Annotated in this window: 14 protein-coding genes; 6 read left to right on the top strand and 8 right to left on the bottom strand. The window is 74.7% G+C overall.

Features of this window, described 5'->3' with window-relative positions; all coding sequences use genetic code 11:
* Positions 1 to 64 precede the first annotated feature (64 nt).
* Positions 65 to 3,271 (bottom strand): ATP-dependent helicase, encoded by a 3,207-nt coding sequence (locus ACWIYF_RS05370; protein ID WP_448627084.1) that lies wholly within the window; start codon positions 3,269 to 3,271, stop codon positions 65 to 67.
* Positions 3,272 to 3,514: 243 nt separating this feature from the next.
* Between ACWIYF_RS05370 and ACWIYF_RS05365 the strand changes: the two genes are divergently transcribed.
* Positions 3,515 to 3,652 carry a hypothetical protein gene (locus ACWIYF_RS05365; RefSeq protein ID WP_448627083.1) on the top strand — a complete coding sequence of 46 codons (138 nt, stop codon included), beginning with the start codon at positions 3,515 to 3,517 and terminating at the stop codon, positions 3,650 to 3,652.
* Between the two features lie 7 nt (positions 3,653 to 3,659).
* On the opposite strand, the gene ACWIYF_RS05360 is transcribed toward ACWIYF_RS05365, so the two are convergent.
* The 4 genes from ACWIYF_RS05360 to moeZ form a co-directional block, all read right to left on the bottom strand.
* Positions 3,660 to 3,824 (bottom strand): hypothetical protein, encoded by a 165-nt coding sequence (locus ACWIYF_RS05360; protein ID WP_448627082.1) that lies wholly within the window; start codon positions 3,822 to 3,824, stop codon positions 3,660 to 3,662.
* 84 nt (positions 3,825 to 3,908) lie between these two features.
* Positions 3,909 to 4,202, bottom strand: a complete 294-nt coding sequence (locus ACWIYF_RS05355) for an MGMT family protein (RefSeq protein WP_448627081.1) — start codon at positions 4,200 to 4,202, stop codon at positions 3,909 to 3,911.
* 4 nt (positions 4,203 to 4,206) lie between these two features.
* Positions 4,207 to 4,788 (bottom strand): TIGR03086 family metal-binding protein, encoded by a 582-nt coding sequence (locus ACWIYF_RS05350; RefSeq protein WP_448627080.1) that lies wholly within the window; start codon positions 4,786 to 4,788, stop codon positions 4,207 to 4,209.
* Positions 4,789 to 4,859: 71 nt separating this feature from the next.
* Positions 4,860 to 6,020: an adenylyltransferase/sulfurtransferase MoeZ gene (gene moeZ, locus ACWIYF_RS05345; RefSeq protein ID WP_448627079.1), complete on the bottom strand. Its 1,161-nt coding sequence runs from the start codon at positions 6,018 to 6,020 to the stop codon at positions 4,860 to 4,862.
* A 119-nt stretch (positions 6,021 to 6,139) separates the two neighbouring features.
* Between moeZ and ACWIYF_RS05340 the strand changes: the two genes are divergently transcribed.
* Positions 6,140 to 6,574 (top strand): VOC family protein, encoded by a 435-nt coding sequence (locus ACWIYF_RS05340; RefSeq protein WP_448627078.1) that lies wholly within the window; start codon positions 6,140 to 6,142, stop codon positions 6,572 to 6,574.
* 22 nt (positions 6,575 to 6,596) lie between these two features.
* On the opposite strand, the gene ACWIYF_RS05335 is transcribed toward ACWIYF_RS05340, so the two are convergent.
* On the bottom strand, positions 6,597 to 7,394 hold the full coding sequence (locus ACWIYF_RS05335; RefSeq protein WP_448627077.1) for a DUF3152 domain-containing protein: 798 nt from the start codon (positions 7,392 to 7,394) through the stop codon (positions 6,597 to 6,599).
* Between the two features lie 331 nt (positions 7,395 to 7,725).
* Positions 7,726 to 8,721 (bottom strand): alpha/beta fold hydrolase, encoded by a 996-nt coding sequence (locus ACWIYF_RS05330; protein WP_448627076.1) that lies wholly within the window; start codon positions 8,719 to 8,721, stop codon positions 7,726 to 7,728.
* Positions 8,722 to 8,859: 138 nt separating this feature from the next.
* On the opposite strand from ACWIYF_RS05330, the gene ACWIYF_RS05325 reads away from it, so the two are divergent.
* The 3 genes from ACWIYF_RS05325 (at position 8,860) to ACWIYF_RS05315 (ending at position 10,745) form a co-directional block, all read left to right on the top strand.
* A complete protein-coding gene (locus tag ACWIYF_RS05325; RefSeq protein ID WP_448627075.1) occupies positions 8,860 to 9,426 on the top strand; it encodes a TetR/AcrR family transcriptional regulator in 567 nt (188 codons plus the stop codon).
* Positions 9,427 to 9,499: 73 nt separating this feature from the next.
* Entirely contained in the window at positions 9,500 to 10,393 is an 894-nt protein-coding gene (locus ACWIYF_RS05320) for an IS982 family transposase (RefSeq protein WP_448627074.1), read from the top strand.
* A gap of 115 nt (positions 10,394 to 10,508) precedes the next feature.
* The gene (locus ACWIYF_RS05315; protein WP_448627073.1) at positions 10,509 to 10,745 is read left to right on the top strand and encodes a DUF3107 domain-containing protein; all 237 of its coding nucleotides are present in this window, start codon (positions 10,509 to 10,511) and stop codon (positions 10,743 to 10,745) included.
* Between the two features lie 52 nt (positions 10,746 to 10,797).
* Here the strand turns inward: ACWIYF_RS05315 and ACWIYF_RS05310 are convergent, their stop codons facing one another.
* A complete protein-coding gene (locus ACWIYF_RS05310) occupies positions 10,798 to 11,448 on the bottom strand; it encodes a ferritin-like fold-containing protein (protein ID WP_448627072.1) in 651 nt (216 codons plus the stop codon).
* 431 nt (positions 11,449 to 11,879) lie between these two features.
* Here ACWIYF_RS05310 and ACWIYF_RS05305 point away from each other — a divergent pair, with 431 nt between their 5' ends.
* Positions 11,880 to 13,379, top strand: coding sequence for a DEAD/DEAH box helicase (locus tag ACWIYF_RS05305; RefSeq protein ID WP_448628725.1), 1,500 nt, complete (start codon positions 11,880 to 11,882; stop codon positions 13,377 to 13,379).
* The last annotated feature ends 5 nt before the right edge of the window (positions 13,380 to 13,384 follow it).

The raw sequence follows: 13,384 nt of genomic DNA, 5'->3' as shown, positions 1-13,384 counted from the left end.
AGGACCCCGTTCTCCCCTCCGCTCGCAAGCTCGCGAGGGAACCCGGAACGGGGCCACCCGTCAGTCACCTGGTGACCTGCCCGCCGCGCTCGTGCAGCGGGCAGCTGCGCTTCGAGGGACAGCGGTCGCAGTAGCTGCCGGTGCGCACCTCGAAGCTGCCGGCGCCCATGCCCTCGCCGACCGTCGCCAGCAGCTCGCCGGCCCACGTGTCGGTCACCGGGACGTCGGCCGGCAGGGGCTCCTGGGCCTGCTCCTTGGCCGCCTTGGCCGCCGATCCGATCTGCAGCAGCGCCGCGCCGCCGGGCTCGGTGCCGTACTCGGCGAACGCGCCCGACGCGACGGCGACCTGGTAGGCCGCCAGCTGCCCGTGCTCGGCCAGCTCGTCGGCGGACGGCGTGCTCTTCCCCGTCTTGAGGTCGACGACGACCAGCCGGCCCTCGGCGTCGCGCTCCAGCCGGTCGACCTGCCCGCTGATCCGGGCGCGGCCGACCTGCACCTGGAAGTCGGCCTCGGCGGCGATCAGCTGCCGGGGGTTGCGGACGTGCCAGGCGACGAACCGGTCGAGCATGTCGTGCGCGGTCGCGCGCTGGCGCTGGTCGGCCCAGCCGGGGCCGAGGTCGAGGGTGTCGAGCTCGGCGTCGAGCGCCTTGCCGGCCTCCGCCGGCGGCAGCCCCTCGGCCACCTGCTGCGCCACGGCGTGCACCGCCGAGCCGACGGTGCGGGTGGTGTCGGGCGCGGCCTCGGCGCCGACCGCACCGAGCACCCAGCGCAGCGGGCAGCGGCGGAAGCCCTCGATGGCCGACGGGCGCACCCGCACCGGCTCGTCGGCGTCGACCAGCGGGGCGTCGTCGGACAGCGGCGCCAGGCCCCACCAGTTCGCCGGGGCGGCGCCCGGAACGCCCTCGTCGGCGAGCCGCCGCAGCACCGAGGCCGCGGTGGAGCGCCGCGGCGCCGGGGTGTGCGGATCGACGAGGGCGCGGCGCAGCGCCGCGACCAGCGCCGGCAGGGTCAGCGAGCGCGGCAGCTCGGTGGGCGTGCGGCCCCCCTCGGGCGGCGGGGCCACCAGGTCCAGGAAGCGCGAGGCGGTGGCCCCGGCGTCGGGACCGTCGACGGCGCCCTCGACCGCGCTGACCACGAGCCGCTTCCGGGCGCGGGTGCAGGCGACGTAGAACAGCCGCCGCTCCTCGGCCAGGGCCAGGGCGCGCCGGTCGACCTGTCCGCCGTCGACGCCGGCGGCGCGCTCGATCAGCTCCTCGGCCCCGAGCAGCGTCGTCCGGTCGCGCAGGTCCGGCCAGACGCCCTCCTGCACCCCGGCGACGCAGACGAGATCCCACTCGAGGCCCTTCGAGGCGTGCGCGGTGAGCAGCCGGACGGTGTCGGCCTGCAGGGCGCGCGCGGCGCCGGTGTCGCCGGGCAGTTCCTGGGCGGAGAGGTGGTCGAGGAAGGCGCGCGCGTCCGCCGAGGGCAGCCGGTCGACGAACCCGGCGGCGGCGTCGAACAGCGCGACGACGGCGTCGAGGTCGCGGTCGGCGACGGCGCCCGCCTGACCGCCGGCCGCGCTTGCCTTGGCCCACTTGCCGGCCAGGCCGCTGCGCTGCCACATCGCCCACAGCACGTCCTCGACGGTGCCGCCGGCGGCGAGCGCGACCCGGCCCGCGGCGAGGACGCCGGCCACCCGCAGCGCGGGGCGGGCGACGTGCTCGGGCAGCGCGTCGAGCAGGGTGTCGTCGGCCAGTGCGGTGGCCAAGGGTGCGTTCTTCTCGGCCGGGTCCATCCCGCGGCCGTTCAGCACGATGCGGACGGCGCGGCGCAGCCGCCGCAGGTCGAGCACGGTCGCGCCCCCGAGCGGCGAGGCGAGCAGTGCCTCGGCGGCCGGCTCGTCGAGACCCGCGGGCTCCGTGCCGCGCGGCGTGGCCGGCAGCAGCGCGGACACCGCGGACAGGAACGGCGCCACGGCGGGCTGTGCGGCCAGCGGCAGGTCGTCGGCCGAGACCGCGACCGGCACCCCGGCCTGGGCCAGCGCCCGGCGCAGCGAGCCCAGCCCCACGGCGCTCCGCACGACGACGGCCATCTCCGACCACGGCACGCCGTCGAGCAGGTGCGCCCGTCGCAGCAGGTCGGCGAGGTAAGCCGCCTCCACCGCCGCGGACCCGAAGACGTGCACCTCGGCGGAACCGGGGTCGGTGCCCTCGCCCGCGGCCAGCAGCCGGTGCTCCCACGGGCCGGGCAGTCCCTCGGCCACCGTGCGGCTGATCCGCAGCAGCTCCTCGCCCGACCGGCGGCACACGCCGAGGGAGACCCGCTGCGCGTCGCGGCCGTCGGTGTGCCGGAAGCGCGACGGGAACTCGACGATGCCCCGGGGTTCCGCGCCGCGGAAGGCGTAGATCGCCTGGTCGGGATCACCGACGGCGACCAGGTTGCCCCCGCCGCCGGCGAGCAGCTCCAGCAGCTCCACCTGCGCGGGGTCGGTGTCCTGGTACTCGTCGACGAACAGCCAGCCGGCCCGCTCGCGCTCCTGGCGGAGCAGCTCCGGGTCGCCGTCCAGCTCGTCGATCGCCGCGCGCACCAGCTCGGCGGGGTCGTAGCCCGAGGCGTCACCGCGGGCGGCGGTCGCGAACGCGGTGACCCGCTCGTACTGCTCCTGGAAGGCTGCGGCGTGCACCCAGTGCTCGTGGCCCCGCTCTCGGCCCCAGGCGACCAGCTGCTCCGGGCCCACCCCTCGCTCGGTGGCGCGCAGCAGGAACTCGCGCAGCTCGGTGCGGAAGCCGGCGGTGCCCAGCGCCGGGGCGAGGGACGGCGGCCAGCGGACCACGCCCTCCTCCTCGACGTCACCGCGCAGCAGCTCGGCGACGACGGCGTCCTGCTCAGCGGCGGTGAGCAGCCGCGGCGGCGGCTCACCACGCAGCATCGCGGCCCGGCGCAGCACGCCGAAGGCGTAGGAGTGGAAGGTGCGGGCCAGCGGCTCCCGGATCGTCTGCGCGACCCGGGCCGTGACGCGGGTGCGCAGCTCGGCGGCGGCCTTGCGGCTGAAGGTCAGGACGAGGATCTGCTCGGGGTCGACGCCGTCCTCGATCCGGCGGGCGACCGCCTCGACGATCGTGGTGGTCTTGCCCGTGCCGGGCCCGGCGAGGACCAGCAGCGGCCCGGACGGGTGGTCGACGACGGCCTGCTGCGTCGGGTCCAGCCGCGGACGCGGGGCACGGGGCGGCTCTCCCGCCACCAGCCGGTAGACGGGACCCGCGCCCTCGGATGCGGTCGCGCGGGCTGCCACGTCCCGATGGAAACACGGCGACCCGACACTTCCGCGCAGCGTGGGGCGCGTGTGGCGGGTGGGGCGCCGGTCGACCGCGGCGCCGAAAAAGGTCACACCCGCCGTATCTGCTCGTCTCTCAGCTCGTCTTCAGGGCGTGTTCAGGGTCCCGGCAGACCGGAGGAGCAGCGTGCGGCAGGACGACGGCCGATCCCCCGAGATCCGCCCGGCCGGGACGGCCCGCGCCCAGGAACGGAGGCCCGCATGATGATCCCCGAGCCCGCGTCGGTGGTCGCCGCCCGTCAGCTCGCCGAGGAGGCCGCGGTCGTGACGGCGCGGCGGATCCGGCGCCGGATGCGGGCACAGCCGATCCGGCCCCTGGCGCCGCTCGTCCTCCCCTGAGGAGCCCTCAGGCGAGGACGGACTCGAGCAACCCGGCCTCGAGCATCAGGTCCGCCGCGGTGGTCAGCCAGCCGGCGACCAGCAGCAGCGGGAACGCCGCCTCGACGTCCAGCGACGCCGTCCCGGCGGACAGGCCCGCCTGGGCCACCGCCCTGCACGCCATGGTGTTCATGCCTGGGATGTCGGCAGGCCGGCGGCGGAACTGAAGGACCTGTGACGAGCGCGCCGAGACGTCACCGGCCGGCAACACGCGCCCTCAGTCCGGCCAGCCCACGGCCCGCAGGTCGACCCGGCCGTCGCGCATCGGGACGCCTTCGCCGGCCAGCAGCTCGAGCTGGCGGACCCGGACGGGCTCGGCCACGGTCCCGTCGGCGCGCAGCACCCGCCACCAGGGCACCGCGCCGCCGCCGGACGAGAGCGCCCGGGCCACCCGGCGCGGGCCCACGCCGACCAGCCGGCCGATCGCACCGTAGGTGCTCACCCGGCCGGCCGGGATGCGCTCGACGACGTCGAACACCGCCTCGTCGACGTCGAGGGCGGCGGCATCCATCGGGCTACAGCGGCCGGCGGCCGAACCGGGCCAGCAGCCGCTGCTGGGGCGACGCGGCGAGCGAGGTGTCCAGCGGCGGGTCGAACAGGCCCGGGACGCCGTCCTCCGGGATCCGCTCGCCGACCAGCAGCGCCGCGGTGATCAGCTGGCCGTCCAGCTCGGTGTCGCCGTCGATCGCGCGGGCGAGGTCCCACGCGTGCACGGTGAGGTCGGCGATCAGCTCGAGGATGTAGTCCGTCGCCGGCGTCGGGCCACGCTCGAGGTGGACGGTCCGGATCAGCGCGTCGTCCTCGGCGAAGGCCGACAGCGCACCGTCGGCCGCCGACTCCCAGCCGGCCATCGGGTCGTCGCCGAGCAGGTCGGTCGTCGCGTCGGGGAACCGCCCCTCGGCGTAGGGCTCGCCGGCCACCAGCGGCGGCACCCACAGCATCTCGCTGACCATGTGCGCCACCAGGTCGGCGACCGTCCACTCCGGCAGCGCCTCGTCCTCCCACTGCTCGGGCTCGATGGCGTCCACCCGATCGGTGAACTGCGCCTGGGCACGCTGGAAGAGTTCGAGGAGCTCGATGGGTGCGATCTCGGCCATGGCGCTCAGTAGACACGGCGAGGGCCCGGCCTGCCTCCCTGGGGGAAGCCGGCCGGGCCCTCGGTGCCGGCTCAGTAGGTCGGTAGCGTCTTGTCGATCCGCGTGGCCCAGGCGGTCACGCCGCCCTGCACGTGGACGGCGTCCTTGAAGCCGGCGTTCTTGATGGCGGCCAGCGCCTCGGCGGAGCGGACACCGGTCTTGCAGTGCAGCACGATCGGCTTGTCGTTCGGCAGCTGCGCCAGCGCCCGGCCGGAGAGGATCTCGTCCTTGGGGATCAGCTTCGCCCCCGGGATGGACACGATCTCGTACTCGTTCGGCTCCCGGACGTCGATCAGCTCGAAGTCCTTGCCGGCGTCCATCATGTCCTTGAGCTCGTCGACGGTGATCGTCGAGCCGGCCGCGGCCTCCTGGGCCTCCACCGAGACCACGCCGCAGAACGACTCGTAGTCGATCAGACCGGTGATCGGCTCGGCCTCGGGGTCCTTGCGCACCTTGATCGTGCGGAAGGTCATCTCCAGGGCGTCGTAGACCATCAGCCGGCCGAGCAGCGTCTCGCCGATGCCGGTGATGAGCTTGACCGCCTCGGTGGCCTGGATCGCGCCGATCGTGGCGCACAGGACGCCGAGCACGCCGCCCTCGGCGCAGCTGGGCACCATCCCGGGCGGCGGGGGCACCGGGTAGAGGTCGCGGTAGTTCGGGCCGTGCTCGTTCCAGAAGACCGAGACCTGGCCGTCGAAGCGGTAGATCGAGCCCCACACGTACGGCTTGTTCAGCAGCACGCAGGCGTCGTTGACCAGGTAGCGGGTGGCGAAGTTGTCGGTGCCGTCGACGATCAGGTCGTACTGGCCGAAGATCTCCAGCACGTTGTCGCTGTCGAGACGGGTCTCGTGCAGGCGGACGTCGATGAGCGGGTTGATCTCCTTGATGGAGTCCCGCGCGCTCTCGGCCTTGGACCGGCCGACGTCGGAGGCGCCGTGGATGATCTGGCGCTGCAGGTTGGACTCGTCGACGACGTCGAACTCGACGATGCCGAGCGTGCCCACGCCGGCCGCCGCCAGGTACATCAGGACCGGCGAGCCCAGACCGCCCGCACCGACGGCGAGCACCTTGGCGTTCTTCAGCCGCTTCTGCCCGTCCATCCCGACGTCCGGGATGATCAGGTGCCGGCTGTACCGGCGGACCTCGTCGATCGACAGGTCGGCGGCGGGCTCCACCAGGGGTGGCAGGGACACGGTCGCTCCTCAGGTTCGCGGACAGCGGCCTTCGCTTCGGGTGGCCGCGTCTTCGTGCGCATAACAGGGTGGCACGCGGGCTTCTTCCCGCCGCCGGGGATCGGGCCTAGCGTCCGCCCATGAGCAGCCCACTCCGGGTCGGGGCACCGCACCATGTGCGGCTCACCGTGACCGACGTCGCCCGCTCCCAGGCGTTCTACACCGAGGTGTTCGGCTTCCAGGTCGCCATGCCGGGGCCGCCGGACGACGACCCGGGCGGTCTGGTCTCCGATGCGTTGCAGGGCGGGGTGGTGCTGGTCAACGCCGGCGTCCTGATCGGGCTGCGCCCGGTCGACGGGGCGCACGCGGGCGATCGCTTCGACCCCTTCCGCGTGGGCCTGGACCACCTGAGCTTCGCCGTCGGCAGCCGGGCCGAGCTGGACGCGGCCGTGCAGCTGTTCGACGAGCGAGGGGTCGAGCACGGCCCGATCCGCGAGGTGCCCGCGATGGGCATGGCCTTCCTCGCGGCGTTCGATCCCGACGGCATCGCGGTGGAGCTGACCGCGCAGATCTGAGCAGCCCCCTGCAGCCGCGGCGCTACGGGTAGGGCCAGGCGTTCTTCACGCAGCCGTCGAGACCGAGGGTCTGCTGCTGCATGACCGGGGCCACCTGGCCGGGGCCGGGGCACGCCTCGTGGCCGTGCCCGAGCGCGTGCCCGACCTCGTGGTTGACCACGTAGAGCCGGTAGGTCGCGATGTCCCCGGCGTAGTCCGGGACGGCGGTCTCCCACCGGGCGAGGTTGATGACGGCGCGCTCCCCGTAGCGGCAGGAGGTGTAGCCGCCCGTGCCCACGCCGGGGCAGTACCGCTCCATGCTGCCCGGGCTGACCAGGCTGACCTTGAAGTCGTACTGACCGGCCTGCGCCTCGGCCACGCCGACCCGCTGGAACGACATCCGCCCGCCGTTGCCCCACGACCGCGGATCGCCCAGCGTCGTCTCGACGGCGTGGGCGAACGCCGCGCCGTCCACCTCGATGCCGTCCTCGATCTCCACGACGAACCGCTCGAGCGGGCCGGTGCCGTAGACCGCCGAGGTGCCGTCGACGACCGTGACGGTGCCCGCCCCCTGCTGCACGAAGGTCGCCTCGGCCGGAACCGTCGGCTGCGCGGCCGGCCCGGCGTCGCCGGCGGGCGGCGCGTCCACGTGGGACGGCGTCGCCGTCGCCGTCGGCGTCGGCGAGGACGGCGCCGCGACGGACGGGGAGGTCGCGGCGGCCGGGGAGGAGACGGACGTCGTGTCCGGCCGCGCGAGGTCGGCCAGCGTGGCCAGCGTGGCGATGGTCAGCAGCGGGATGGCGTAGGCCCGCCAGCCGTAGCGCTGCACGAAGCGGCGCACCCGCCCGGCGGGGCGGCGGGCGGCGACGGGGCGCGGCGGCGGTCCGGGTTCCCGGACGGGGCCGCGGGACCGCGGCGGCGGAGCGGCCCGGCCGGGAGCGGTCCGGGGCCCGGCGCCGGTCCGGGGGCCGGTGCTGTGGGGCGGCGGGACGGCGCGCGACGGGGGGCCGCTGCCGGCGCGCGGGGGCAGCGGCGGCGGTGGGAGCGGCCGGCTGCGGGGGACGGCGGGGCGGCCACGGGGGGCGTCCGCCGAGCTCACCCGGCCAGCGTCTCACGCTCCGAAGCCCTCCGGCGGCAGGCGGACGGTGTCGGCGGCCCCCCGCCGGACCGGCTCACTGCGACGCGGGGGTCAGGCGCTCCACCATGCCGAGCACCGCGCGGGCGGTGGGTTCCGGCGCCTCCAGCATCGCCAGGTGGCCGATGCCCTCGAGGACCAGCAGCCGCGCGTCCGGCACCGTCGCGGCCAGCCGGGGGGCCAGCCGCGGATCGACCAGGCGGTCCCGGTCGCCCCAGACGATCAGCGTCGGCGGGCGCAGGCGGGCGGCCATCCGCCAGGCGCCGTTGACCCGGAGATAGGAGGCGATCAGGCCGCGCATGCTGCGCGCGAGGGCCCGGTCGGCCCACGGCTGTCCGCTGCGCTCGCGCATCTCCTCGATCGCCTCGTCGATCCGCTCCCGCGGCACCCGGGAGGGGTCGCCGAAGCACATCCGCACCATCGCCCGGACGGAGTCCTCGGGCGCGACGCCGGCCAGCCGTTTCTCCGCCAGGGCCGGGACGCCCGGCAGCAGCAGGAGCAGGAGCATGCGGCTGAACGCGGGCGGCACGCGGTAGACCGGCATCGCCGGGGAGATCAGGGTCAGCGAGGCCACCAGGTCCGGCCGCCGTGCCGCGACCAGCACGCTGACCAGGCCGCCGAGCGAGTTGCCCAGCAGGTGGACGGGCCGGCCCTGCGCCTCGCCCGGCTGCGCGGCGACGTGCTCGAGGAGGTCGACCACCGCCCGGGCGTGCCCGCGGATCGTGTACCGGTGCCGCGGCGGGGGCTGGGACCGGCCGAACCCGGGCAGGTCGAGCGCCCAGCCGTCGAAGCGCACCCGCAGCAGGGCGGCGAGGTCGGTCCAGTTGGTGGAGGCGCCACCGAGGCCGTGCACGTAGAGCGCCCGCTCCCGGAGGGCGCCGGAGCCCCCGACCGGTCCGCCCCAGGGGGTGCAGCGGACGAACACCTCACCCCCGCGGACCGGCACCATCTCCCCCGGCCACGGCGGCGGAACGGTGTCGAGAGCCGGCAACGTCGTCGTGGAGGGGGACGAGGGGACGACGGGGTGGCGCACCCGGCCGACGGTAGCTCCGGGCGCTACGCGGCGCGCCGCCGGTGACTCACCGGTAACATCTGCGCCGCCATGCAGAACCCCCGCCAGGCCTCAGCTCCGGGCCGTCGCACGTCGCGCCTGCCCCGAGGGGCCCGGCGCATGCAGCTGCTGCAGGCGGCGCAGGACGTCTTCGTCGCCCAGGGCTTCCACGCCGCGGCGATGGACGACATCGCGGACCGGGCCGGGGTCAGCAAGCCGGTGCTCTACCAGCACTTCCCGGGCAAGCGGGAGCTGTACCTGGCGCTGCTGGAGCAGCACGTCGACGAGCTCACCGAGCGGGTCGCGCAGGCGATGGCCGACACCGAGGACAACCGGGCCCGGGTCGACGCGGCGGTGGGCGCCTACTTCGACTTCATCGACGCCGAGGGCCAGGCCTTCCGGCTGGTCTTCGAGTCCGACCTGCGCAACGACGACGACGTCCGCGCCGTGGTCGACCGCGGCACCCGCGCCTGCGTCGAGGCGATCGCCGTGGTGATCGCCGGCGACACCGGGTCCGACCCCGAGCAGGCGCTGCTGCTCGCCTCCGGGCTGACCGGGCTGGCCGAGACCAGCGCCCGCTGGTGGCTGCCGCGCAAGGGCACCGTGTCTCGCGACGAGGCGGTGGCGCTGATGTCGTCGCTGGCCTGGCGCGGTATCTCGGGCTTCCCTCGGGTGGACGACCACTAGACGAGTAAGTCCTATCGGCGGCCAGGGCCGAAGGGCGCTGTAGGCGCGGGCGGAGGGTGCTCAGGCTCGGGGTGTGAGAACCGACCTAAACACCCTCCTGACCGCACTGTATGTCTGGATTGATGATCATCTCGCCGGTCGCGTGCGCGCCGGACGCCGCCCGCGGCTGACCGACTCCGAACTGCTCACCCTGGCCGTGGCGCAGGTGCTGCTCGCCGTGCACTCCGAGGCCCGCTGGCTGCGCCTGGTGCCCGAGGCCCTGCCCGGCGCGTTTCCTTACCTGCCCGGCCAGTCCGGCTACAACAAGCGGCTGCGCGCTGCCCTGCCGCTGCTCAACCGGGTCATCCGCGACCTGGCCAGTGACACCGACCTGTGGGCCGATCCGGTCTGGCTGGTCGACTCCACCCCGGTGGAGTGCGCCCGCTCCCGCCCGGCCGCGCTGCGCTCGCAGCTGGCCGGCATCGCCGGTTACGGCTGGTGTCGCTCGCACTCGCGCTACTTCTGGGGGCTGCGGCTGCACCTGGTCTGCACACCGGCCGGGCTACCGATCACCTGGGCGCTGAGCCCGCCCACGCTCGACGAGCGCCAGGTACTCATGGCCATGCTCGATCACGACCAGCCGCTGCTGGCCGCCCGACCGGGGCTGCTGCTCATCGCCGACAAGGGCTACATCTCCGCTGAACTCGACGACTACCTCCACCGGCGCGGCGCCGACCTACTGCGCCCCTCCTTGCGCAGCCAACGGCCTCGCCCGGGCCAGATCCTGCTCGCGCCGATCCGGCAGCTCATCGAGTCGGTCTACGACACCCTCAAAGGCCAACTCGACCTGGAACTCCACGGCGGCCGCACGCTCACCGGAGTCAGCGCCCGTGTCGCGCAGCGGATCCTGGCTCTGACCGCCGCGATCTGGCACAACCGCGCCACCGGCCAGCCGATCACCCGATCCCTGATCGCCTACGACCACTGACGGACTTCGGACTTACTCGTCTAGTTCGCTGACGGCGCACCGTTCCGCCGGGTGCCGGGCAGGTCGGCTGGGCTAGCGTGAGGACAGCCGCGCAACTCGAGGAGGCATCCGCCCCGTGGAAGTCAAGATCGGTGTTCAGCACTCCCCCCGGGAGCTGGTCATCGACAGCCCGAAGACCCCCGACGAGATCGAGGCCCAGGTGTCGGCGGCCATGGCCGGCTCGACCAAGAACGGCCTGCTGACGCTCGAGGACGAGCGCGGTCGCCGCGTCGTCGTCCCGGTCGACCGCATCGCCTACGTCGAGATCGCCCAGGCCGACCAGCGCCGCGTGGGGTTCATCGCCGGCGCGTGACCGGTTCCCGGACGGGGCGTCTCCGCACAGCGGAGGCGCCCCGTTCGCGCTCCTAGGGGTTGAGGCCGAGGGTCTTCATGCGCTCGGTGTGCGCGGCGGTGATCCGCTCGATGAGCCGGCCGACTCCGGCGAGGTCCCCGGTTCCCTGGATGATCAGTTCGGCCAGCTGGTCGTGCTCGGCGATGACCGCCTGCGACTGGGACATGGCCTCCCCCACGAGCCGCCGTCCCCACAGGGCGAGGCGGCCGGCGACCCTGCGGTCGGCCTTGATCGCCGCCCGCACCTCCCGGACGGCGAAGTCGGCGTGCCCGGTGTCGGCGAGCACCTCCAGCACGAGCTCGCGGTCCTGCTCGGGCAGGAAGGAGGCGATCTCCCGGTAGAAGTCCGAGGCCAGCCCGTCGCCGACGTAGGCCTTGACCAGGCCCTCCAGCCACGTGCTGGGCCGGGTGCTCTCGTGGAAGGTGTCCAGCGCGCGGGCGAACGGGGTCATCGCCTCGGTCGGATCGGCGCCGAGCTCGCGCAGCCGGTCGGTGAGCCGCCCGTGGTGGCCGATCTCGGCCGCCGCCATGCGGGCCAGCGCCGCCCGCCCCTCCAGGGAGGGCGCCAGCCGGGCGTCCTCGGCCAGCCGGTCGAAGGCGATCAGCTCCGCGTAGGCCAGCGCCCCCAGCAGGTCGACGACGGCGCGGGTGTCGACCTCGGACACGCGCTCCCCTTTCGAGTGGGACGGGCCACAGTTCCGTCGCGGCGCGCCGAGGCTAACGGGTGCCTCGGTTAGCATGGGAATCGGCGAGCCGTCTGGTTCGCTTCGGTATGTATCTGCGCGCTGACGAACGCCGAGCGACGCCCTTCCCGGGCGAGCCACCTGGGCCCATTCCCCGATGCCCGGTCCGCTGGCGGTGTCGGCGCTGGAACTGATCGCGCGACACCGAATCCGGGACAGCGCAGGTCCGGCGGAATCCGCCGCGGGACCGCCTGTCCCCCAGTGAACCCGAGGCGAGAGCACTGACCATCGAGAACTCCCCCACCGATTCCCCCACCGACCTCGAGCACGCCGAGACCGGGGCCCCGGCCCCCGAGCAGCTCGAGCAGGACGTCGAGCAGCTCGGCGGCGCGCCGGTCGAGGAGACCGCGCCGCTGTTCAGCGACTTCGACATCCACCCCGACGTCGTCGCCGCGCTGGCCGAGGTCGGCATCACCCGCACCTTCGCCATCCAGGAGCTGACGCTCCCGCTGGCGCTGGCCGGGCACGACCTGATCGGCCAGGCCCGCACCGGCACCGGCAAGACCCTCGGCTTCGGCGTCCCGATGCTGCAGCGGGTCGTGCCGCCGGCCGAGGGCGGCGACGGCGTGCCGCAGGCGCTGGTCGTCGTCCCCACCCGTGAGCTGTGCGTGCAGGTCGCCCGCGACCTGACCGCCGCCGGCGCCAAGCGCGGCATCCGCGTGCAGGCCATCTACGGCGGCCGCGCGTTCGAGCCGCAGGTCTCGGCGCTCCAGTCCGGCGTCGAGATCGTCGTCGGCACGCCGGGCCGGCTGCTGGACCTGGCCGAGCAGGGCCACCTGATCCTCGGCAAGGTCCGCGTCCTGGTCCTCGACGAGGCCGACGAGATGCTCGACCTGGGCTTCCTGCCCGACATCGAGCGGATCCTCGGCATGGTCCCGGCGCAGCGCCAGACGATGCTGTTCTCGGCCACCATGCCCGGGCCGATCGTGACCCTGTCCCGGTCGTTCATGACCCAGCCGACGCACATCCGCGCCCACGGCAACGACGAGGGCTCGACCGTCCCGCAGACGACGCAGTTCATCTACCGGGCGCACAACCTGGACAAGCCCGAACTGCTCGCCCGCGTGCTGCAGGCCCGCGGCCGCGGCCTGGTCATGGTCTTCTGCCGCACCAAGCGGACCGCGCAGAAGGTCGCCGACGAGCTGGTCGAGCGCGGCTTCGCCGCCGCCGCCGTGCACGGCGACCTCGGCCAGGGCGCCCGCGAGCAGGCGCTGCGCGCGTTCCGCAGCGGCAAGGTCGACGTCCTGGTCGCCACCGACGTCGCCGCGCGCGGCATCGACGTCACCGGCGTCAGCCACGTCGTGAACTACCAGTGCCCCGAGGACGAGAAGACCTACGTGCACCGGATCGGCCGCACCGGCCGCGCCGGCGCCGAGGGTGTCGCGGTCACGCTGGTGGACTGGGACGACATCCCTCGCTGGCAGCTGATCAACAAGGCGCTGGAGCTGGACTTCGAGAACCCGCCGGAGACCTACTCCACCTCGGCGTGGGTGTACAGCGACCTCGACGTCCCCGAGAAGGCGACCGGCCGCCTGCCGCGAGCCCAGCGCACCCGCGAGGGGCTCGATGCCGAGGTTCTCGAGGACCTCGGCGAGACCGGCAAGAAGCACCGCGCGGGCGGGCGCGGCCCGGCCCGTCCCGCCGAGGGCGAGGACGCCGACCGGCCGCGCAAGAGCCGTCCGCGGCGGCGCACCCGGGGCGGCGGTGCGGCTGCGGCTGCGGCCGCCGCCGACAGCGAGCCGGCCGCGCCGGTCGCCGCCACCGGTGAGGACGGCGCCGCGCCCAAGCCGCGCCGCCGTCGTCGTCACCGGGGCGGGGCCAACCGCGGCGGCGGTTCCGAGTCCGCCGCCTGACCTCC

It is taken from the genome of Geodermatophilus sp. URMC 64 (assembly GCF_053502555.1).
Note: the sequence above shows the minus strand (reverse complement) of the source record. Positions and strands in the feature narration are given on the sequence as shown.